This window comes from Oligoflexia bacterium, assembly GCA_034439615.1.
Taxonomy (GTDB): domain Bacteria; phylum Bdellovibrionota; class Bdellovibrionia; order JABDDW01; family JABDDW01; genus JAWXAT01.
Genome location: JAWXAT010000015.1, coordinates 1 through 19,669 on the forward strand (window position 1 = coordinate 1; position 19,669 = coordinate 19,669).

General features: G+C 38.3%; 22 protein-coding genes. 17 read left to right on the forward strand and 5 right to left on the reverse strand.

The window, feature by feature from the left end:
- Positions 1-439 precede the first annotated feature (439 nt).
- Both SGI74_04035 and SGI74_04040 read left to right on the forward strand, forming a co-directional pair.
- Entirely contained in the window at positions 440-1,441 is a 1,002-nt protein-coding gene (locus tag SGI74_04035; protein ID MDZ4676658.1) for an HNH endonuclease signature motif containing protein, read from the forward strand.
- A 138-nt stretch (positions 1,442-1,579) separates the two neighbouring features.
- Positions 1,580-1,813 (forward strand): NifU family protein, encoded by a 234-nt coding sequence (locus tag SGI74_04040; protein MDZ4676659.1) that lies wholly within the window; start codon positions 1,580-1,582, stop codon positions 1,811-1,813.
- Positions 1,814-1,825: 12 nt separating this feature from the next.
- Here SGI74_04040 and SGI74_04045 read toward each other — a convergent pair whose 3' ends face one another.
- Positions 1,826-2,077, reverse strand: a complete 252-nt coding sequence (locus SGI74_04045; protein MDZ4676660.1) for a (2Fe-2S)-binding protein — start codon at positions 2,075-2,077, stop codon at positions 1,826-1,828.
- A 3-nt stretch (positions 2,078-2,080) separates the two neighbouring features.
- Positions 2,081-3,082, reverse strand: coding sequence for a bifunctional oligoribonuclease/PAP phosphatase NrnA (locus SGI74_04050; protein ID MDZ4676661.1), 1,002 nt, complete (start codon positions 3,080-3,082; stop codon positions 2,081-2,083).
- 101 nt (positions 3,083-3,183) lie between these two features.
- On the opposite strand from SGI74_04050, the gene SGI74_04055 reads away from it, so the two are divergent.
- From SGI74_04055 to SGI74_04065, 3 genes are all read left to right on the forward strand, one after another.
- Complete coding sequence (locus tag SGI74_04055) at positions 3,184-3,681, forward strand: TlpA disulfide reductase family protein (protein ID MDZ4676662.1); 498 nt, start codon at positions 3,184-3,186, stop codon at positions 3,679-3,681.
- Positions 3,682-3,781: 100 nt separating this feature from the next.
- Positions 3,782-4,270, forward strand: a complete 489-nt coding sequence (gene greA / locus SGI74_04060) for a transcription elongation factor GreA (GenBank protein ID MDZ4676663.1) — start codon at positions 3,782-3,784, stop codon at positions 4,268-4,270.
- A gap of 10 nt (positions 4,271-4,280) precedes the next feature.
- Entirely contained in the window at positions 4,281-4,670 is a 390-nt protein-coding gene (locus tag SGI74_04065; GenBank protein ID MDZ4676664.1) for a group 1 truncated hemoglobin, read from the forward strand.
- Between the two features lie 54 nt (positions 4,671-4,724).
- Here the strand turns inward: SGI74_04065 and SGI74_04070 are convergent, their stop codons facing one another.
- A complete protein-coding gene (locus SGI74_04070) occupies positions 4,725-5,135 on the reverse strand; it encodes a hypothetical protein (GenBank protein MDZ4676665.1) in 411 nt (136 codons plus the stop codon).
- A gap of 223 nt (positions 5,136-5,358) precedes the next feature.
- Between SGI74_04070 and SGI74_04075 the strand changes: the two genes are divergently transcribed.
- The 8 genes from SGI74_04075 to SGI74_04110 all read left to right on the forward strand — a co-directional run bounded on the left by SGI74_04075 (position 5,359) and on the right by SGI74_04110 (position 13,405).
- Positions 5,359-5,844: an SRPBCC domain-containing protein gene (locus SGI74_04075; GenBank protein MDZ4676666.1), complete on the forward strand. Its 486-nt coding sequence runs from the start codon at positions 5,359-5,361 to the stop codon at positions 5,842-5,844.
- Between the two features lie 2 nt (positions 5,845-5,846).
- The gene (proB, locus tag SGI74_04080; protein ID MDZ4676667.1) at positions 5,847-6,617 is read left to right on the forward strand and encodes a glutamate 5-kinase; all 771 of its coding nucleotides are present in this window, start codon (positions 5,847-5,849) and stop codon (positions 6,615-6,617) included.
- Positions 6,617-7,882, forward strand: a complete 1,266-nt coding sequence (locus tag SGI74_04085) for a glutamate-5-semialdehyde dehydrogenase (protein ID MDZ4676668.1) — start codon at positions 6,617-6,619, stop codon at positions 7,880-7,882. Before proB ends, SGI74_04085 begins: the two co-directional genes overlap by 1 nt.
- 67 nt (positions 7,883-7,949) lie before the next feature.
- Positions 7,950-9,602, forward strand: coding sequence for an ABC-F family ATP-binding cassette domain-containing protein (locus SGI74_04090; GenBank protein MDZ4676669.1), 1,653 nt, complete (start codon positions 7,950-7,952; stop codon positions 9,600-9,602).
- A gap of 238 nt (positions 9,603-9,840) precedes the next feature.
- On the forward strand, positions 9,841-10,017 hold the full coding sequence (locus tag SGI74_04095; GenBank protein MDZ4676670.1) for a hypothetical protein: 177 nt from the start codon (positions 9,841-9,843) through the stop codon (positions 10,015-10,017).
- Between the two features lie 74 nt (positions 10,018-10,091).
- Positions 10,092-11,018, forward strand: a complete 927-nt coding sequence (locus tag SGI74_04100; GenBank protein ID MDZ4676671.1) for a class I fructose-bisphosphate aldolase — start codon at positions 10,092-10,094, stop codon at positions 11,016-11,018.
- A gap of 6 nt (positions 11,019-11,024) precedes the next feature.
- A complete protein-coding gene (gene lysS / locus SGI74_04105; GenBank protein MDZ4676672.1) occupies positions 11,025-12,503 on the forward strand; it encodes a lysine--tRNA ligase in 1,479 nt (492 codons plus the stop codon).
- On the forward strand, positions 12,500-13,405 hold the full coding sequence (locus SGI74_04110; GenBank protein ID MDZ4676673.1) for a rhodanese-like domain-containing protein: 906 nt from the start codon (positions 12,500-12,502) through the stop codon (positions 13,403-13,405). The genes lysS and SGI74_04110 overlap by 4 nt, the downstream gene beginning before the upstream one ends.
- Before the next feature lie 18 nt (positions 13,406-13,423).
- Here SGI74_04110 and SGI74_04115 read toward each other — a convergent pair whose 3' ends face one another.
- Together SGI74_04115 and SGI74_04120 are read right to left on the reverse strand one after the other, a co-directional pair.
- Positions 13,424-14,011 (reverse strand): hypothetical protein, encoded by a 588-nt coding sequence (locus SGI74_04115; GenBank protein ID MDZ4676674.1) that lies wholly within the window; start codon positions 14,009-14,011, stop codon positions 13,424-13,426.
- A 123-nt stretch (positions 14,012-14,134) separates the two neighbouring features.
- Complete coding sequence (locus tag SGI74_04120; GenBank protein ID MDZ4676675.1) at positions 14,135-14,887, reverse strand: enoyl-CoA hydratase/isomerase family protein; 753 nt, start codon at positions 14,885-14,887, stop codon at positions 14,135-14,137.
- A 187-nt stretch (positions 14,888-15,074) separates the two neighbouring features.
- Here SGI74_04120 and SGI74_04125 point away from each other — a divergent pair, with 187 nt between their 5' ends.
- The 4 genes from SGI74_04125 to SGI74_04140 all read left to right on the forward strand — a co-directional run bounded on the left by SGI74_04125 (position 15,075) and on the right by SGI74_04140 (position 19,614).
- Positions 15,075-16,106, forward strand: a complete 1,032-nt coding sequence (locus SGI74_04125) for a low specificity L-threonine aldolase (GenBank protein MDZ4676676.1) — start codon at positions 15,075-15,077, stop codon at positions 16,104-16,106.
- A gap of 62 nt (positions 16,107-16,168) precedes the next feature.
- Positions 16,169-16,654, forward strand: a complete 486-nt coding sequence (locus tag SGI74_04130; protein MDZ4676677.1) for a peroxiredoxin — start codon at positions 16,169-16,171, stop codon at positions 16,652-16,654.
- 264 nt (positions 16,655-16,918) lie between these two features.
- Positions 16,919-17,941 carry a hypothetical protein gene (locus SGI74_04135; protein ID MDZ4676678.1) on the forward strand — a complete coding sequence of 341 codons (1,023 nt, stop codon included), beginning with the start codon at positions 16,919-16,921 and terminating at the stop codon, positions 17,939-17,941.
- Positions 17,938-19,614 (forward strand): hypothetical protein, encoded by a 1,677-nt coding sequence (locus SGI74_04140; GenBank protein ID MDZ4676679.1) that lies wholly within the window; start codon positions 17,938-17,940, stop codon positions 19,612-19,614. The genes SGI74_04135 and SGI74_04140 overlap by 4 nt, the downstream gene beginning before the upstream one ends.
- Positions 19,615-19,669: the final 55 nt, after the last annotated feature.

A 19,669-nucleotide genomic window follows, 5' to 3' on the forward strand; every position in this document is an offset into this window, starting at 1 on the left:
GCAGAACAAGCAACTGCAGAACAAGCAACTGCAGAACAAGCAACTGCAGAACAAGCAACTGCAGAACAAGCAACTGCAGAACAAGCAACTGCAGAACAAACGCATCGTTTATGATTACTTTCACACGCCTGGCCGATTAAATTAATTTAAAAAAATAATGGCGCAACCTGAAACATAGGTCAATTTTAATATTGACAATGGTTTTTATGACTTTTTTGAATTTTAAGTCTGCTTATGGAAACATGCTTTAAATGCTAGCTACAGTCTACACGTTTGGCGTGGTTGCACCTTTTTAATAAATATCCGCCCCTTCTCAAATATTAAAAAATATTAGCTGTGTCCGTCAATAAACGCGTAAAATCTGTCGTCAAAAAGTCATGTTATTATTTTAAATCAGAAGTTAATGAAAATAACCAAGTCTAATGAAGAGGGAATAATCATGATTCATGAAACTCAAATCAGAAACTTAAGAAAACTTTCAAGCAAAGATCTTGTTTTAGAAGCTAAAAGTTCAGTAAAGGCAGAAACTGCAAAAACTCTTTGGATTTTGCATGTACTAAGAGAAATTGAAAGACGACGAGCATTTGCAGAGGAGGCTTACCCAAGTTTGATCGAGTTTTGTGTTGGAGAATTAAAATATTCGCGTGGGGCAGCATACAGAAGAATCAATGCCATGAGACTTCTCAAAGATCATCCAGAATTAGAAGATAAATTAGCCAATGGAATATTTGAACTCTCAGCTTTAGCTTCGGCACAAAGCTATTTTTATGCAGAAGCTAAAGAAAGCCAGCCTTTGAGCCATAATGCAAAGTGTGAAATTCTTGGTGTTTTGGAAACAAAATCAACGATAGAAGCACAAATTTATTTAAATCAGCTATCACCACGTCCATTAATGAAAGAAAGAATCAAACAAATTACTGAGGATATTTCTGAAATGCGACTTCCCATGCCTAAGCGCGTGAAAGATAAGATTGATAGGTTTAAAGATCTACTCTCGTACAAGAATAACAATCTTAAAACTATTGATGTGATCGAGGAGGCTCTCGATAGGGCTATTTCCCAGTTAGAAAAGCAAGAAAGGAAACTGAACAATCAATTAGAAAAGCAAGATCAAATGCTGAACAATCAATGTGAGCCACAAAGTAAAATTCTTGAGCAAAAGAAGTGTCCGCTAGCGGACACGGTTAGATCAACCCAAGCAGTTTTACGATCTACAAGAAGGCAGGTATTTCACCGAGATGCAAATCGGTGTAGCTACATTTATCCTACAACAATGAAAAGATGCGCTTCTAGATCTAGGCTTGAAGTTGATCACATCGCGCCAAGGGCTCTTGGGGGCTCAAACGATTTGAGTAATTTAAGGCTCCTATGTCGGGTTCATAACATTCATGCTGCTGTGACAGTTTTTGGTCTAGGTCACATGGATAAATTCATTAATTAGGCTATATTGCAGCTGCTATCACAGTGATTAGGCTATATTGCAGCTGCTATCACAGTGATTAGGCTTATATTGCAGCTGCTATCACAGTGATTAAACTTTTATAACCCAGATAACCTGCGACCGTGCTAAAAGGGGCTCATGGATTTACTCACTCAGGCCAAAGAATTTATCGACCGTGAAGTGCGCCCCATGATTCAGGGTGATGGGGGTGATATTGAAGTTGTTGAACTAACACCAGAGAATGTTTTAAAAGTACGCCTTCAAGGGTCTTGCGTAAATTGCGCATCAGCATCGATGACTTTAGCTTTTGGTGTTGAAGAGCGTATTAAAGAATATCTTCCCGAAATCACAGGTGTTGAGCAAGTCTCTTAAATAAAATTTGATTTAGTTTTTTTTGATGAGCGGTACTGGTTGGGGTAATTCTTCGTCAAACTTTCCGGTTTCAATATATTTTTCAAGCATCGGAGCAATACGTCTTCTGCAACTGCCGCCACAGGGGCCAACGCCGGCTGTTGTTTTATCATAAATTTCATTTAACGTTTGAGCACCTGATTTAATGGCATCCTCGATCACATCTTTAGGAACATTATTACAAAAGCAGACAATTAGTTTTGGTTGTTTTTTGTTTTTTCCCACGAGCTAACCAGAAACTGCTTTCTTTTCTAGTTCAGTGAAAAGTTTTTCAAAACCTTTGAGTACTTTTGACTTCAAATCTGGGTAAGTAGATTGAGCGTATGCTCCAGATGAAAATTGATGTCCACCGCCACCTAAGCTTTGGGCTAAATCGCTAACACCAAAAAGTCCTTTGCTCCTAAAGCTAACTTTAAAATGATCTTTAGCTTCTTCTCTAAATAAAACGGCTGCTTCAATTGATTCAACATTGATGACCATATCAATGATGTCTCGAGTGTCATCCATCTCAAGACCCAATGCATTCATGTCATCTTTACGAACACGTACACACGCAAGGCGACCTTCGCATTCATACTCTACCGCACCTAATACTTGAGATAAAAACTTCAACTTATTAGGTGTGTGATTTCCAAATAAATGACGATGCACTTGTTGTGGCTCGATATTATGTCTTAATAGTTCAGCTGCGATCAAATGAGGTGTGGAATCGCCCCGAATGTATCTGAAGTAATTTGTATCAAAGACGATACTCGCATAAAGCGGTAAGGCAATTTGTGCATCAAGAGCAATGTTCATTGTTTTAATAATGCTAAAAGCAATTTGCCCTGTGGAGCTAGAGTTAGTATCAATAAAATGTTCGTCACCTTGAAGTGGATAACGTTCAAGTGGCGGGTGGTGATCAACTATAAGAACTTTTTTGCATTTAGTTTGCAATTCATCCCATAAGCCCAAGAGCAATTCAGGGTCATTTGTATCAAAGATTAAGGCCACATCTGTTTTTTCAAGTGGAGTTTTGAGGTGATTAAAGGTCTCAATATTTTTATGTGGATCTAAAAAGTTATATTTTTTTGGTGTGTCATCAACGTTTAAAATACGAACTTTTTTACCAGCTTTTTTGAGAGCCCAAAAAAGTGCTACCTGTGAACCTAAGCCATCACCATCGGGTTGGGTGTGTGTGCTTAAGACAATAGAATTTGCATTTTTTATGACTTCAAAAAATGGATGCATGGTTACTCTATTGTCCTCGGTTTTAAGGCGGTAAGTCAACTTAGACTAGACTGGCCTAGCTTGCTTTAGTTTTCTTATAAGAACTGTGTTAAATTAAACTCATGAAAACATGGCTCATAATTCTTGGTCTGATTTTTCCTTCAATGCTTATTGCTGGTGAAGCTTTAAAGTTGCAGCAAGACTTTCCGCAATTTGATTTAAAAATCATAGGTAGTAAGCAAAAAGTGAGTTTGACAAAACTCAAAGGCAAAGTAGTAATCGTTAATTTTTGGGCCAGCTGGTGTGAGCCCTGTAAGAAAGAACTTCCACTGTTTAATAAAATTCATCATGAATTATCAAAACAGGGGCTAGTCATTATTGCTGTAAATGAAGACGACGAGGAGTCAGTGGCAATAGAGTTTCTTAAAACAATGCCCCTAGATTATCAGTCAGTGCATGACATTGCGAGTAATGGTCAAAAACTTGCTGAGATGTGTAATCTTATGGCAGTGCCGTCTACTTTCTTGATGAATCGACAGGGTAAAATTGCAGCAATTTATAATGGTTTTGGACCCGGTGATGAGAAAAAAATTAGAAAAAAGATTAAAGAACTTCTCTAACCCCTTAATATCACTAGCAATATGAACCCTTGCGTCATTATTTTACCTAAGTTAGTATTCTCGGTCTTTATATTTTCGACCTAAAACAGGAGTAAATGAAGTGAGTGAAGATACAGTACCCATGACGGTTAAAGGCAAAAAGAAACTTGAAGAAGATTTGAAGCTCTACATGTCTGTTGAACGGCCTAATGTGATTAAAGCCATTGAAGAAGCTCGTGGGCATGGTGATCTAAGCGAAAATGCTGAGTACAATGCTGCAAAAGAACGACAGTCCTATGTGGAAGCACGCATCGCCGACATCAATAACAAACTCTCACGTGCTCAGGTAGTAGACCCTTCAAAATTAAAAAGTGATAAAATAGTATTCGGCGCAACAGTTGTGCTCGAAGACATCAATGAAAATGGAAAAGCTAAAAAAGTAACTTACCAAATAGTTGGTGTTGATGAAGCCGATGCTCAAGCGGGTAGACTCTCTATTGCCTCACCCATTGCTCGTGCCCTCATTGGCAAGGCTGAAGGTGAGATTGTGTCAGTTACTACTCCCAGTGGAATCAAAGAATTCGAAGTTGTTGAATTTAGTTTTGAGTAATTAATAAATCATGGTTAAAAAACTTACTCAACTCTATGTTGATGCCAGTGGAGAGACTGGTATTGAGAAAATCCTCATTCGTTTTTATGAGAAAATGGCAAAAGATATAATGCTAGGATTTTTTTTCGATAATAAGAATCTCAACCACATCATACAACAACAAAAAACGTTTCTTCTACGTGCTATGGGTAAAAACTATCAGTATTTTGGAAAATCCCCAACTACTGCTCATTTAGAAATGCCTCCGATTTTAAAAGGTCATTTTGATAGGCGTGTTGTTTTGTTGCGTGAGACTCTGACTGAGGTAGGTATGCGTGAGGAGAGTATTCAAACATGGATTGAGTTTGAAGAAAATTTTAGAAATGCGATTGTAAAAGAAGAAGGTCCTATTAAAAAATAAAACCGCTTTCTTTCGAAAGCGGTTCATACCGTTCACTTTAAAGATGAAAAAAAATTATCTTTGATCTTTGAGATAGCGACGGCAAGCCATATCTCCACCGTAACTAGCACCATCGGCTGCTAATACTAAACGGCCCCAGTGCAACCCGTTTGAACCGGGTTCTTTGGTTACTTGAAAGTTAACACCTGCATAACGACCGGTTTGATTTACGCGCAGTTTTGCTTCGTAAATTTCGGTTCGAGCAGTCACTGCTTTTGAGATCTCAACTCCACGAGCTGTTCCGATGGTTCCAACATCGCGGTTCTCAGATGAAACAATAAGAACTGCTGGGTTAGAAGTACCATTTACCGGTTGCACGTGATTATACATCTTCACGCGATAACCTTGGCCTTGGCACTCATAACCACTTGCGAATGAAACCGAAGAAATAAGAACACAGAGAAAAGAAATAACAAGAAGCTTCATATGACGACTCCTATGACATAAAATTACAATCTGCCCCGAAAATTCACCCACGATGGGTGGTAAAAGGTCACAGATCAACTTTTAGGCATAGAAGACAACCAGCGGATGTCTCTATTAAATTTAGTTAAGGCTGAGTAAGAATTATTGTCAATAAAAGATTTAACACGATCTTAACAAAATTGCGCGCATGGTCAGGGCGTGTGTTGGTTGCATAGACAAAATCTTGGGCCTATGGAAAACTTATTGGATCACCATGGCACTCAGACAAGTTTGGACTGATATTGAAATCAATAGTACTCCCGAAAAAGTTTGGGAAGTGCTCATTGATTTTTCTAAATTTAATCAGTGGAACCCACTTTTTAATTTTATTGAAGGTGACCCTTCTAAACATGGTTCTCCCTTAAGAGAACATATTTTTTTATTTGGAAGAGGTGGCCCTATGGTGAAGTGGCGATCAAAAGTTATGATTTATAATCCGCCCTATGAATTTGCTTGGCGCGGGCATGTTTGGTTTAGACAATTTGGTTTAGGTGAACATCATTATCAAATTATTCCACTAGGTGAGAACAAAGTACGCTTTGTGCACTGGGAATTGTTTTTTGGATTTTTTCCGACACTATTTTTTAAATATTTTATGAAGAAAAAAACAACGTTACTTTTTCATCAAATGAATCTTGCGATTAAAAACAGAGTGGAGAATCTAATTTGAGTATGCGTCGATGGGTGATCAAAGCTGGAAGTCAAATTGTCTGTGATGGTGGCCCTGTTTTGCTAAGGTCTTGGATGCAACAACTCTTAACACTTAGGCGTCAACATCAAATCGAAGTAATTTGGGTGACATCAGGTGCAATCGCTTCAGCAGTTGAACGAACTGAATTTAGTAAAACAAGAGCTGACTGGTCGTTGTTTGAAAAACAAGCACTCAGTGCCATTGGACAGCCGATGTTAATGGATCTCTACAACATTGCACTCAATGCAACGGGTCTTGTGGGCGCTCAAGTTTTACTAACATATAAAGATTTGTCAGATCCAAAAAGACGACTTAATTTTAAACATACAGTTGAACAGCTGATGAAGTGGAAAGTTGTCCCCATCATAAATGAAAATGATGCTGTAGCTACTGATGAAATAAAATTTGGTGATAATGATTCTTTGTCCGCAAAAGTTGCTGCCGTGACAGGTGCCGAGCGTCTTATTATTTTGACAGATGTTGAAGGTCTTTATGACATGGATCCCATGAAATACAAAAATGCTAAACTTATAGAAACACTTAATAGCGTTTCGTCAAAACTTCTTAAAGAAGTGGGATTATCTTCTAAATCAAGTCGTGGTACGGGCGGGATGTTCTCAAAACTTAAAGCTGCAAAAGAAGCGGGTAGTAAAGGAATCACCACCCAGCTTATCAAAGGTGATTTGCAAGCAGGACTCACTCGAATCGCTCAGGGTGAAAATGTAGGAACTGTAATTTCAAGGAGTAAATAATGGGGCAAATTAATAAAACCCACTTTAAGCATTTGAGTTCGGCAAAAGCAGGCGCAAAAGAATTAAGAAGTGCGACCACAGATCGAAAAAATCAGGTGTTACTTTCATTAATTGATCTTATTCAAGAGCGACAAGGTGAAATCTTAAAAGCAAATAGTCTTGATCTTAAGCGCTTACCCAAAAAAACAGAAGCTGCATTTCGAGATCGCCTACTTCTTAATAAAGAACGAATAGATAATATCTGTGCGAGTCTTCAGCAAGTGATTCAGCTGACTGACCCCGTAGGTGAAGAGCTTGATAGTCGTACATTGGAGAATGATTTAATTCTAAGGCGCATTCGATCACCCTTAGGTGTTATCTTTATGATTTTTGAATCACGCCCAAATGTCGCAATCGAGGCATTTTCACTGGCATTGAAGTCCGGCAATGTATTAATTTTGCGCGGCGGAAAAGAATCAATGAAAACCACAAGCACACTTTATGAAATCATAGGAGAATCTTTGATGCTCCATGGTTTTTCTCCGAGTTGTTTTTGGGGGATTACGGATCCTGATCGAAAAGTCGTTAAAACACTTTTAAAACAAAGACAATGGATTGACGTAGTGGTTCCTCGAGGTGGTGAAAGTCTCATTGAATTTGTTGTGAGCAATTCTGAAATTCCGATTATTAAAAATGATCGCGGCCTATGCCATGTTTATATTCATGAAGATGCTGATTTTGATATGGCTTTAGATATCGTTACAAATTCAAAAATTCATAGACCCGGAGTGTGTAATTCAATGGAAACACTTTTGGTACATGAAAAAATAGCTAAAGAATTTCTGCTAGCACTTTATGATAAAATCGCAGCCTCTGGTGTAGATTGGTATGCTTGTGTGAAAAGTGCGCAGATTTTAAAGGGCAAGCGCCATGTAACTCGGGCGAGAGAAAAAAGTTGGGATACTGAATACCTTGATTTAAAAATGAATTGTCGCGTGGTGAAATCATTTGGTGTGGCTGTTGAACATATTGATTTACATGGTTCTAAACATTCTGAAGCAATCGTAACAAAGTCAGAATCTATAGCGCGCAAATTTCAATCAGAAGTTGATGCGGCTGCAGTATATTGGAATGCCTCCACTCGGTTTACTGACGGCTTCGAATTTGGTCTGGGTGGAGAACTTGGAATTAGCACGCAAAAATTGCATGTTCGTGGCCCCGTGGGGCTTCGTGAACTCACAAGTGCTCGTTGGATTATCGATGGTAAGGGTCAAGTCAGAGAGTAGATAATTTCATGACTACAATTTAAATGATCGCTAGAACCTTTCGTTAATCTTTGCTACATTCACGACCATGATTCATTTAAGCAATGTTACAAAACAGTACGGCGATAGAATTCTTTACCGCGACGGTAGTTTTCAAATTCGACCCAATGATAAAATCGGCCTCGTTGGCCCAAATGGTGCTGGGAAAACTACGATTTTTCGCGTCATTATGGGTGAAGAAAGTGTCGACAGTGGGCATGTGAATATTCCCGATAAACTCGTCATTGGCTATTTTTCTCAAGATGTAGGTGACATGAAGGGGCGCTCAGCCCTTGAAGAAGTAGAAGCAGGTGCAGGGCGCGTATCAACATTAGCCGCTCAAATTGCTGAAATGGAACTTCGACTTCAAGAAACTGCAGAAAAACCACTCTCTGAACAAGACATGGCCACACTTCTTGATAAGTATGGTGAAGCCCAACTCGAGTTTGAAGCGCGCGGTGGGTATGATCTTAATGCGCGTGCAAAAACAATTTTAACTGGTCTTGGAATTGGGCCAGATGATTTCAATCGCTCCGTTGAGAGTTTTAGTGGTGGTTGGAAAATGCGTATCGCATTAGCTAAAATTTTAGCTCTGAATCCTGATGTACTTTTGATGGACGAGCCCACTAACCATTTAGATTTAGAATCAATCATTTGGCTTGAAGAATGGTTACGAAATTTTAAAGGTGCTCTCGTTATGACAAGTCATGACCGTGAGTTTTTAAACCGATTAGTGAATCGAATTGTTGAAATCGCAAATAAAAGCATTACCTCATTTACAGGTAATTATGCATTTTATGAAAAAGAACGGGGCATTAGAAAAGATCAACTCCTGGCTTCACATAAAAAACAACAAGACATGCTCGCAAAAGAAGAAGAATTCATAGCAAGATTTGCAGCAAGGGCATCTCATGCAGCTCAAGTGCAATCACGAGTTAAAAAAATTGATAAAATCGATCGCATAGAAATTCCACCTGAAGAACAAGCAATGTATTTTGATTTTCCTCAAGCCCCTCGCAGTGGTAATGAGGCCGTTAAAATTGAGAGTTTATCAAAAACATACACCCAAGAAGATGCTAAGAAAAAAACCGTTTTTACTAATCTCACTGGAATGGTGCGGCGTCTTGACAAGATAGCTGTCGTTGGTGTTAACGGCGCGGGCAAATCGACACTTCTTAAAACTATTGTGGGTCAAACAGATCCAACTGAGGGTAAGGTTACCATCGGTGCGAATATAAAACTGGGTTATTTCAGTCAGCATTCTTTAGACGTATTAAATCCGAAAAATACTATTTTTGAAGAAGTTCAAAACCGAATTCCAAATTCAACAATTGGCAGTATTCGAAGTTTACTTGGTTGTTTTTTATTTAGCGGTGATGATGCCGATAAAAAAATCTCAGTACTTTCTGGTGGAGAAAAAAGTCGGGTTGTTTTAGCTACAATTTTAGCCACACCTGTTAATTTTCTGATTCTTGATGAACCTACAAACCATCTTGATATTCGTTCTCGCGAAGTATTGCTTGAGGCCTTGAAAAAATTTGAAGGCACAATCATGTTTGTTAGCCATGATCGTCATTTTTTAAGAACACTCTCTAACCGCGTATTTTTTATCGACCATGGAAATCTAAAAGTTTTTGAAAGTGGTTTTGAGTATTATGAACCTGAGCTTTTAAAAATGGGACTTTTGGGAGAACCGTCATAAAAGTAGGTTGATAAATTCTCGTCATTACAGATTTCATGTAAATAATTTAACAAATTTTTAAACAGATCCGCTATTTGGTCCATTGGCTGGCACACACTTTGTAATGGTGTAGTTGTGTGTTGCCGGGGGGCAGAAATAGGGTGAACGTTATCGAACCAATAATAAATTCGCTAACATTGCATGGCGTCAATTTCCGTGTTACTTGAAAGTTTAAATAAGCAATTTAAAGAGGTGCAAGATGTCTGATTTAAAACGCTCAACATTACTATTCATGACTCGCAGTGGAACTTTTGGTTCTACAGAGCAAATCCTCAATCATGGTGGAAAAATCAGTGATCCCCATTGGGTCTATTCTTGGCTTCTCGTAGTAGCTCTAGCTGGAGTTATTTGCATTCATACTGGTCTTTTCTTCTAACTCTCCTCAAGATGCTCTTGCACCCCGGGCAAAGCCCGTGTAATCCATGATGATTACTTAAAAAGGAGCATCATATGACCCCTCGGGTAAAAGAGATTTTAAGCTGGTACGGTTCTGATAATCCAGGTGTACTTGCCAACCTCACACGACTCATGAATACAGGTCGAATCGCTGGTTCTGGAAAACTTGTCATTTTGCCAGTTGATCAAGGTTTTGAACATGGCCCTGCTAGATCTTTTGCAGTGAATCCTTCGGCATATGATCCTCAATATCATTTTCAATTAGCCCTTGAATCAGGGTGTAACGCATATGCAGCTCCACTTGGTTTTATAGAAGCGGGTGCTCGCGAATTTGCTGGTCAAATTCCTTTAATTTTAAAACTTAATAACTCTGATGTTTTGTATTCCTCTAAAGAACCAAAATCAGCCATGACGGGTTCAGTTGATGAAGCTCTTAGACTTGGTTGTGCAGGAATTGGTTTTACGATTTATCCGGGAAGTGCACAGCGTAATGACATGTACAAAGAAATTGCTGAACTTACTCAAGAAGCAAAACGTAAAGGTCTTGTGGTTGTCGTTTGGTCGTATCCTCGAGGTGGAGGCCTTAGTAAAGAAGGTGAAACGGGTATTGATGTTATTGCCTACGGTGCTCACATTGCGGCACAACTTGGTGCGCACATTGTTAAAGTAAAACCACCTACCAATCATATCGAGCAAGCAGAAGCAAAAAAAGCTTATGAAAAAGCACAAATTCCAATTGCTACAATGTCTGAGCGCATTCGTCATGTTGTTCAAAGTACTTTTAACGGCCGACGCATTGTAATTTTCTCAGGCGGATTAGTTAAAGGTGATGCTGAGCTTCTTGAAGAAGTAAAAGGAATTGCTCAAGGCGGCGCATTTGGAAGTATTATGGGGCGCAATGCTTTTCAGCGTCCTAAAAACGATGCCATTAAATTATTAAATCAAGTTCAAGATATTTTTAAATCTGCTGAGAGGGCTTGAGTTCAGGTGGATAATACTGACAATCCAATTAAAGCTGAAAAACGACGAAAGCTTCACGAATTTAAAAAAGCGGGTATTGATCCGTTTCCTCATAATTTTGAACGAAACAGCACAATCTTAGAAGTGCGTTCAAAATTTGGTCATCTTAAAGCTACAGAACATACACTTGAGCCTGTGATTCGACTTGCGGGTCGAGTGATGACTGTTCGCTTGATGGGTAAGGCTGCATTTTTTAATCTGCAAGATCAATCAGGCACCATGCAAGTTTATCTTAAGTTAGCTGAACTATCTGCTGAGGACGCAAAAAGTTTTGAGCTGTTAGATCTTGGCGACATTGTTGGTGTTGAAGGTTTGATGTTTGGTACAAAAACCGGTGAACTCACTCTCAGTGCTAAGAAATTTCAAATGCTTTGTAAAACTCTTGAGCCATTACCAGATAAACATTCAGGTCTTGCTGACGTAGAGGTGAAATATCGTGCGCGCTACCTTGATCTAATTACTAACCCTGAAGCGCGTCTTGTTTTTGAAACGCGTTCAAAAATAATCAGAGAAGTAAGAAATTTTTTAGATTCTCGCGGATTTTTAGAAGTTGAAACTCCCGTGCTTCAACCTATCTATGGGGGAGCAGCAGCACATCCATTTAAAACTCATCACCGAGCACTCGATATACCTTTGTTTTTAAAAATTTCACCGGAGCTCTATCTTAAAAGACTTATCGTTGGTGGATTTGAAAAAGTTTATGACATGAGTAAAAATTTTAGAAACGAAGGAATTGATCGATCGCATAATCCTGAGTTTATGATGCTTGAGTGGTATGAGGCCTATACTGATTATAATTATCAAATGAAACAATTTGAAGATTTAATCTCAACAGTAGCTCTAAAAGTTTGTGGCAAAACTAAAGTAAAATATGGTGAGCATGAAATTGAGCTAGCCCCACCATGGCGTAGACTCACCATGCATGATGCCATTAAAGAGTATGGAAAATTTGATTCATCAACACTTGATGACAAAGCTCTTTTTGAAAAAGCAAAATCATTAGGTTATGACGAAGAAAAAATGCCAGCTCGTGGTGTAATGATTTGTGCTATTTTTGAATTAGTAGCAGAGAAGCATTTAATTCAGCCCACGTTTATTATCGACCATCCTGAAGAAATTTCGCCACTCACAAAAAGTCATCGTAAAACAAAAGGTTTGGTTGAGCGTTTTGAGCCCTTTATTGCAGGGATGGAAGTAGGTAACGCTTATACAGAGCTTAATGACCCAGAAGAGCAAAGACGTCGACTTCAAGATCAAGAAAAACAAAGAGTCATTGATGATGAAGCGCACCCTATGGATGAAGATTTTTTGCATTCTATCGATGTCGGTATGCCACCAACGGGTGGTGTCGGAGTTGGAATTGAGAGAATTGTGATGATTCTCACGGGGCAACTTTCTATACGAGATATTATTTTGTTCCCTACCATGAGACCTATGAATCGATGAAAATTTTAAGAAAAATCGGGTTTATTTTAATTCTAGCAATCGTTGCGATGATTGTTTTTACGTTTATATTTTCACCAGCTCAAGCTCAGCCTGTTACGATTCCGATTGGTAAAGCTCCAAAATATCCGCCAAAAAAGAAGCAGTTTAAAACACCCGTGGTTCTTGATGCGAGACCTGCATTTAAATATGCCATGGGACACCTCAATTTAGCACAACCCATTCGCTGGGAAGATTATTCTCAAACCGAAGAACAGCATAAAGGGGCTCTTGATCCAGATTATGGATTACTTGCCCGAAAACTTCGTCTTTTAGGTGTTAAGCCTGATCGAGAGGTTATTGTATTGGGTGATGGGGCCCAGGGTATTGGCGAAGAAGGTCGTATTGGTTGGATGCTTTTGTATTTGGGAGTAAAGAAAGTCCAAGTTTTTAATGTTGATTACATGAAGGGTAAAAAACTTTTTGGTGAAAGATTAGATGTTGATGAAGCCCCACTTTGGACGCCTAAGATAAATGCGTTAATAAAAATTGAAAAAAGAGAACTTGCAGTTTTTGTAAAAGAAAAAAAATCCGACAAAGTAATTATAGATGTGCGAACAGCTGAAGAATTTAATGGTAAAAAAACTTTAAACGAAAAGCGTCCAGGGCATATTCCAGGAGCCATTAATATTACGTGGACTAAATTTCTTAATGATTCCGGAAATATCTCTGATGCAGATAATTTAGTTAAGCTCTTAAAAGAACATAAAGTTAATACTAACTCTGAGCTTGTTTTTTATTGTTCAAATGGGGTTCGTTCAGCCCATGTGGCCTTTGGTGCCTTAAAAGCAGGGTTAAGTGCACGTCTATATGATGGTTCATTTATGCAGTGGTCAGCTGATGACCAAATGCCCGTTGACATATAATATTTTAAAATTAAATTATCAGAGATACCAGTCAAGACCCAGATAAGTATAAAAAAGTATACCTACCATCTTATTAGGGAGATCCATATTAGAAGTTGTTTCACCTTGACGAGTCATGATGGATCCAAATTCTAAGCGCTGGGCTCCAGCATTAATACTTAAACGAAACGGGGAGCTTCCTTCACCGATGATATCCCAACCTAAGACTCCGCCCACACTTCCGCCAGTCCATGTTGTGAATGTTGAAGTAAGGCCGCTGTTTGAGAGACGTTGAAGGCGTGATAAACCCATTTTGTATTTGATGTACCAATTTTCTAGCCAATAAAACTTAATGTAAAGTCCACCATCAGCAAAGTAGTCGGTGATTGTGCCTTGAAAACTGAAGAATTGGCCTTCCATACCTAGAGCAAAATCTTGGATATGAAATCCAGTATTTAAAGTCATGAGAGGTCCGCCAATATTATAGCGTGTATATCCATCGCTCACGTCGATACCCGCAGGACCGAAACCAAAACCTGTCGCAAATCCTAAAGGACCTGTGCGTGCATGAGCAGCACTTGTAATGAGTAGCATAGATGCAAGAACTAAGAAAAGTTGGGCACGCATAGTATTATTGTGCCTTAAGTTTACTTAGAGTGCATAGATGGTGTTGCTTCAAACTTAAAACTAGTCCAAAGCAGAGTCATTATGGGCTAGATTTTAAGTCTAGTTATGTGTGAGGGCGTAGCCTTACTTCTTCCAGAAATTTCTCATTCTAATAAACGGTTCTTCTCTCATGCAACATGCTAGGACTTCTTTTTCTTCAAGCTTGAGAAAAGATTGAAGGCTATTTTCAAAACTCACATCTAAGAGTGTTTTTGTTGCTTGAAGTGCTCTGGGCTCTTGGCTACTAATGATTTTGCTCCAAGCCGTAGCTGCGTTAATCATATCGTTTTGATCTATAACTTTTGTGACCAGCCCCCATTGAAGGGCTGTTTGGGAATCAATGAGTTGGGATGTCATCATTAATTCTTTAGCACGCGCAAGACCAATGAGGCGCGCCAATCGAAAACATGTTCCCGCAGGATTAACAAAACCAATTTTAGCTGCCGGAACAGAAATTCTTGTGTCTTGAGTTGCATAGCGAAAGTCACACCCAGCGGTAAGCTCAATGGCCCCACCGACTGTAAGACCTTTGAAAATAGCCAATGTAGGAAATGATAATGCAGCAACTCTGTTAAAAGTTTGAGTTGCCGTTTTTGTAGCATCAACTAAATCTTCAGGTTTTGCATTCATAGTAATTTTGAGATCTAGGCCCATTGAAAAATTCTTCTCACGAGCACAAATTATTAAGCCTAAGGTGTCTTTTTTCTTATCAACCTGATCAAGGGCAGTGTTGAGTTCTTGAAAAAAATCGGAGCCCATGAGATTGAGCCCCTTAGTGTCGTTGAGCCAAATCCAGCCAAATTTATCAACAAAATCTAATTGAATTTTATCGCCCATTTTTTCTCCTATTATCATTTTAGTAATACAGTAATTAAACTAGTGAATCTCATGGTGTGTTCCTTTGAGGTGTAATTAAATAATAATCGTTAGTACAAAAATGGATGTTGAAGTGTATATTGTCAAATAAGAAAAATTAGTCTAAATATAGGTTTGATTCCTGCCATATTCAATTTGAGGAGATTTTTTGATTAAAAGTCGCAGTTTTGCCAGTGATAATAATTCCGGTGTGCATCCGCAGATTTTAAAAGCTATAGCAAATGCTGGTTCGGGTCATGTGGTCGCATATGGGTCCGATAATTACACAGATAGGGCGGTTAAAAAATTTCGTACCATCTTTGGCAAAGATACGGAGGTTTTTTTTGTATTTAATGGTACTGCGGCAAATGTTTTAGCTTTAGCAGCAATGACTAAGTCTTATCATGCTGTGATCTGTTCACAATTTGCACATCTTCATATGGATGAATGTGGTGCCCCAGAAAAATTTACGGGTAATAAACTTCTAACAATACCTACACTTGATGGGAAAATAAATTTAGAAGGAATAAAAAAACAATTTGCTGGTCAGGGTGATCAGCACCATGTGCAGGCCAAAGTCATTTCAATCACACAAGTTACAGAATTGGGTACTGTTTATTCAGTAAAAGAAATTAAAGCGATTACCAAATTTGCCCATGAAAATGATTTGTATGTGCATATGGATGGTGCTCGCATTGCAAATGCAGCAGCAAGTCTTGGTTTGGGTCTTAAACAGGCCACTCGTGATTTAGGAATAGATGTTTTGTCATTTGGTGGTACGAAAAACGGTCTTCTTTTTGGAGAAGCTGTTGTTTTTTTCAACACGAAACTAGCACATGATTTTAAATTTATCAGAAAACAGGGTATGCAGCTGGCTTCAAAAATGCGATTCATAGCTGCGCAATTTGATGAGCTCTTAACAGATGATTTATGGTTAAGAAATGCACGCCATTCAAATCGTATGGCGCAACTTCTTTATAATGAGTTACAAAATATACCCGGTATAAAAATTCCACGCAAAACAGTAGCAAATTCTGTGTTTGCACAGATTCCAAAGAAGGTAATTTCAAAATTGCAAAAAGAATATTTTTTTTACGTGTGGGATGATGAAAAATCTGAAGTACGTTGGATGACGTCATTTGACACACAAGAAGAAGATATCTTTGCGTTTGTACGAGCACTTCGAAAAGTACTAAAATAGTATCTGATACTTGGCTTAGATGACTTGTTGACATACTCCTTATAAAATATTGTAATTTAAGTATGGAAGGCATCGGCACAGTAATTGGCAAAAAAGCACCTGATTTTACATTAAAAGACCACCATGGTGGTACTGTCACTTTGAGTCAAGTTTCCGCAGTGGCTCCAACAATACTAGCTTTTTATCCTGGTGATTTCACACCTGTTTGCACAAAACAGATGTGTAATTATCGTGATAATTTTGAGAATTTTATCAAGTTTGGAGTTCAAGTTTTTGGCATCAGTCACAATGATACCGAGAAGCATGTTGAATTTGCTGAAAAGTATGATTTTCCATTTCTGCTTTTGTCAGATCCAGATCACCTTGTCGCAAAATCCTATGGATGTACTTCGCTTTTGATGTTTGGGCAAGTGAGTCGAGCAGTTTTTATTATTAATACAAAAGGTTATATTCTCTATCGTTACGTTGAGCCAACAATACTCACTCACCGGAATGCAGGTGAGCTCGTTAAAATTTTAGAAGACCTTAAGAAAAATAATCTGCTCTAATATTTTCAACTTAAATTATACAAGTCAGTGACAGAGATTTCTTTTTAAGAAGAACACGATTTCCTTAAGCCTTTGTTTAAGCATGTAAAAGCGCCGCTTTTGGTGCCCAGGAGGCTCACCAAATCGTTTTTAAAATTGCGGTGATTTATCTAGCGCCAAAGTTCACTTAAACGCCTAGAAGTTGGGTAAAATTCATGAAACTCGACTAAAGTTTTAGTACGCAAAGCCGATATACATAATAGGCAATTATGTGGAGCGTGCGGCGTGAATGTTATTTCGGGCATAAATAAATCTATTCAAATATTTAGGCGATTTCACAAAGTCGTGATTTTCGCATTTATGTTTCCGATTCTCATGATGGGCTATACAAACTGCGGTCAATTTGATGTTAACGATCAAACTCTGTTTTCAAAGTTTCCGCCAAAAGTTCTCAATATAAAAGTTAAGAAATACTGCCCCGCAAGTGGCAGCACTTTCAAACAATATTTCGTGATTAACGCATCAAGCGTTGTAACGGCTGAAGGTAACTTCACACCTGATTCAGATCGCGATGGGTTGTCAGATGACTTTGAAGAAAATCAAGAAAACCGTGATGTCTTTGGCATCGGGCCCGACGGCGAAGATCTAAATAATGATGGGTTTCTTGACGGTTTTGATACTAACTCTGATGGTTACAATGATTTCTTGATGGTCAAAGCTGGTTACAAAAAAGATGATCAAAAAAGTTTACCCAATTGTCCAAATGGTTACAGTTTTGATGCCGATAAAGACAACCTCAATGATTGCGAAGAAGATCTACTAGGCACAGACAAAGACAAAGTTGATTCAGATGGTGATTTGATACCTGATGATCTTGAATTTAAATTTGGAATGAATCCTCTCTACGCAAATGATGCAGCCTTTGATCCAGATGTAGATGGCTTGAGTAATCTTGAAGAACTAAAGAAAAATTCTCCTCGATTTTTATCTAACAGTCTTTTAATGCTTCCGTACCCTCCGGTTTTTCAAAATGAGTTGGTGATAAGTGAAAATACAAATCTTGGATCATGCTACAATCTTACAGTTAAAAATATTCCCGTAATGAATGTTAAAAACGGAAATGATATTCGAATTATTTTTATCGAAGATAATGCCGGCCAGCATCAAGCACAAAAAATGAGCGCCGTAATTGCTAGTGAAATTAAAAATGATACAATGATTGAATTTGACTTTAAAGATGGTGAAATTTTAACTTTTACAAATCGTGATGTGCCTGTTGAGGAATTATTTGAAGGAGATCAAAAATGAATCTCCGCTTATTTTTAAGTAAACGCACTGCAATGTCGATCTCACTTTTAGCAATCAGCTCTGTGCTAATTATTGCTTTTAATAATTGCGGCGACCCACGCATTGATAAAAAGAAAACTTTACCCTCTGGTGAGCCACTCATTGATAATCAAAAAGCACTCATCGAGTTTTGTACTGTTGACGACGTAAAGCTTCGCACGCAATTAAAATTTGTTTTCGTGATTGACCATTCTTCAAGTAACATTAACCTAATAAATCGCCCAGACCCACTTTCACCTTTACCACCTACTGATCGCCAAGGAACACGCCGTTATGATCCACTATTACAGTTTGTAAGTGGAGATGCATTAAGTGCACAGCCAGATTTATTTTATACAATCATCAACTTTAATGACACCGCAGAATATGTAACTGGTTACGAAAGTAGCGTAACAGATCAACCCGAGGTTTCAAATACTAACAACTCAATAATCGACAAACTTGGTTTTGAAAAATCAAAAGTACTAGAGCGTGATAGAGGTGGCACTCGCTATGATCTGGCATTAGATAAAGTACGTGAATTTATTTACAACGATCTAGACAGAGTAAAACTATTAAATACACAAAATGAAATCGTCACCTCTGCATATGTTGTTTTCTTTATTTCTGATGGCGAACCTGATGAAGGCCTTAATGCTAGCGTTTACCGCGCAAAAGTAAAATCAATTATTTCACCTCCCGATAGTAAGCTGCGTTATCTTGATCGCGTGACTTTTAATACGGTTTACTATTATCAAAATCATTCACCCGTTGCTCAAAATATTTTAAATAGCATGAGTGATGAAGGCAAAGGTCTCTTCATACAAGCAGCCGCTGGTCAGGCAATTAATTTTTCAGAATTTGCAGCACCACCAAGACTAACAAAATCTACTTTTATGGAACTCTGGATTCAAAATACTAACACAATATGGTGGCAAGGAAAGTTTTTAGCCGACTCTGACGCTGACTTTTTACCCGATGAAATTGAAAGAACTCTTGGCAGTGATCCACTCAATCATGATTCTGATGGTGATGGCGTACGTGACGGCGTGCAATTTTCATCTACTGGAAAACCCTGTAGTTCTACCAGCTGCGCAACAACAAGTGCTGTCAGTTTAAAATGTGCAAATATTCCCCATTCAAATTCAGCGCCATTTACATTTGAAGATACAGATGGTGATTTTTTAAATGACTGCGAAGAGCTCACACTCAGATCTGACGTTGAAAGATTTGATTCAAATAATGATGAAGTTCCCGATTCATTGGCACTTCCAAGCGGATTACCAATCGTCGGACAATCGGTAGCTATTCAAACAGACAATGATATGGATGGCAAAAATAATTACTATTCATTAAAAGAGAATTTTCCACTGAATAATTTTGGAGTAAAATCTCCAATACTTTTTAAGCCAATGTCTTACAAAGTTTTTCAAACTACCCCTAATGAGGCTTCACAAAAATGCTATCATTATGACATTGAAAATTTAGCTACTCTTCCACTAGCAAATGGGCAACCCAATCAAATCAGAATTCATCTCATTGAAAACGTAACTCTTAGTGGACGAAAAACCACATTACGCACAAGCACTAAACCTCTTCGCGGTATGCGCATTGAATTCACACACAAAGATTTTAAATTTTCTTCAGCTAATTGAGGGTATGCACTACAATACATCTCAATATAGCTATAAATATCTGATATTATTAAGT

Excerpts from the sequence above, each read along its gene's own strand:
- SGI74_04035 (MDZ4676658.1), top strand. The coding sequence starts at position 440 with ATGATTCATGAAACTCAAATCAGAAACTTAAGAAAACTTTCAAGCAAA.
- SGI74_04040 (MDZ4676659.1), top strand. The coding sequence starts at position 1,580 with ATGGATTTACTCACTCAGGCCAAAGAATTTATCGACCGTGAAGTGCGC.
- SGI74_04050 (MDZ4676661.1), bottom strand. The coding sequence starts at position 3,082 with ATGCATCCATTTTTTGAAGTCATAAAAAATGCAAATTCTATTGTCTTA.
- SGI74_04055 (MDZ4676662.1), top strand. The coding sequence starts at position 3,184 with ATGAAAACATGGCTCATAATTCTTGGTCTGATTTTTCCTTCAATGCTT.
- SGI74_04065 (MDZ4676664.1), top strand. The coding sequence starts at position 4,281 with ATGGTTAAAAAACTTACTCAACTCTATGTTGATGCCAGTGGAGAGACT.
- SGI74_04070 (MDZ4676665.1), bottom strand. The coding sequence starts at position 5,135 with ATGAAGCTTCTTGTTATTTCTTTTCTCTGTGTTCTTATTTCTTCGGTT.
- proB (MDZ4676667.1), top strand. The coding sequence starts at position 5,847 with ATGCGTCGATGGGTGATCAAAGCTGGAAGTCAAATTGTCTGTGATGGT.
- SGI74_04085 (MDZ4676668.1), top strand. The coding sequence starts at position 6,617 with ATGGGGCAAATTAATAAAACCCACTTTAAGCATTTGAGTTCGGCAAAA.
- SGI74_04090 (MDZ4676669.1), top strand. The coding sequence starts at position 7,950 with ATGATTCATTTAAGCAATGTTACAAAACAGTACGGCGATAGAATTCTT.
- SGI74_04095 (MDZ4676670.1), top strand. The coding sequence starts at position 9,841 with ATGTCTGATTTAAAACGCTCAACATTACTATTCATGACTCGCAGTGGA.
- SGI74_04100 (MDZ4676671.1), top strand. The coding sequence starts at position 10,092 with ATGACCCCTCGGGTAAAAGAGATTTTAAGCTGGTACGGTTCTGATAAT.
- SGI74_04110 (MDZ4676673.1), top strand. The coding sequence starts at position 12,500 with ATGAAAATTTTAAGAAAAATCGGGTTTATTTTAATTCTAGCAATCGTT.
- SGI74_04115 (MDZ4676674.1), bottom strand. The coding sequence starts at position 14,011 with ATGCGTGCCCAACTTTTCTTAGTTCTTGCATCTATGCTACTCATTACA.
- SGI74_04120 (MDZ4676675.1), bottom strand. The coding sequence starts at position 14,887 with ATGGGCGATAAAATTCAATTAGATTTTGTTGATAAATTTGGCTGGATT.
- SGI74_04130 (MDZ4676677.1), top strand. The coding sequence starts at position 16,169 with ATGGAAGGCATCGGCACAGTAATTGGCAAAAAAGCACCTGATTTTACA.
- SGI74_04140 (MDZ4676679.1), top strand. The coding sequence starts at position 17,938 with ATGAATCTCCGCTTATTTTTAAGTAAACGCACTGCAATGTCGATCTCA.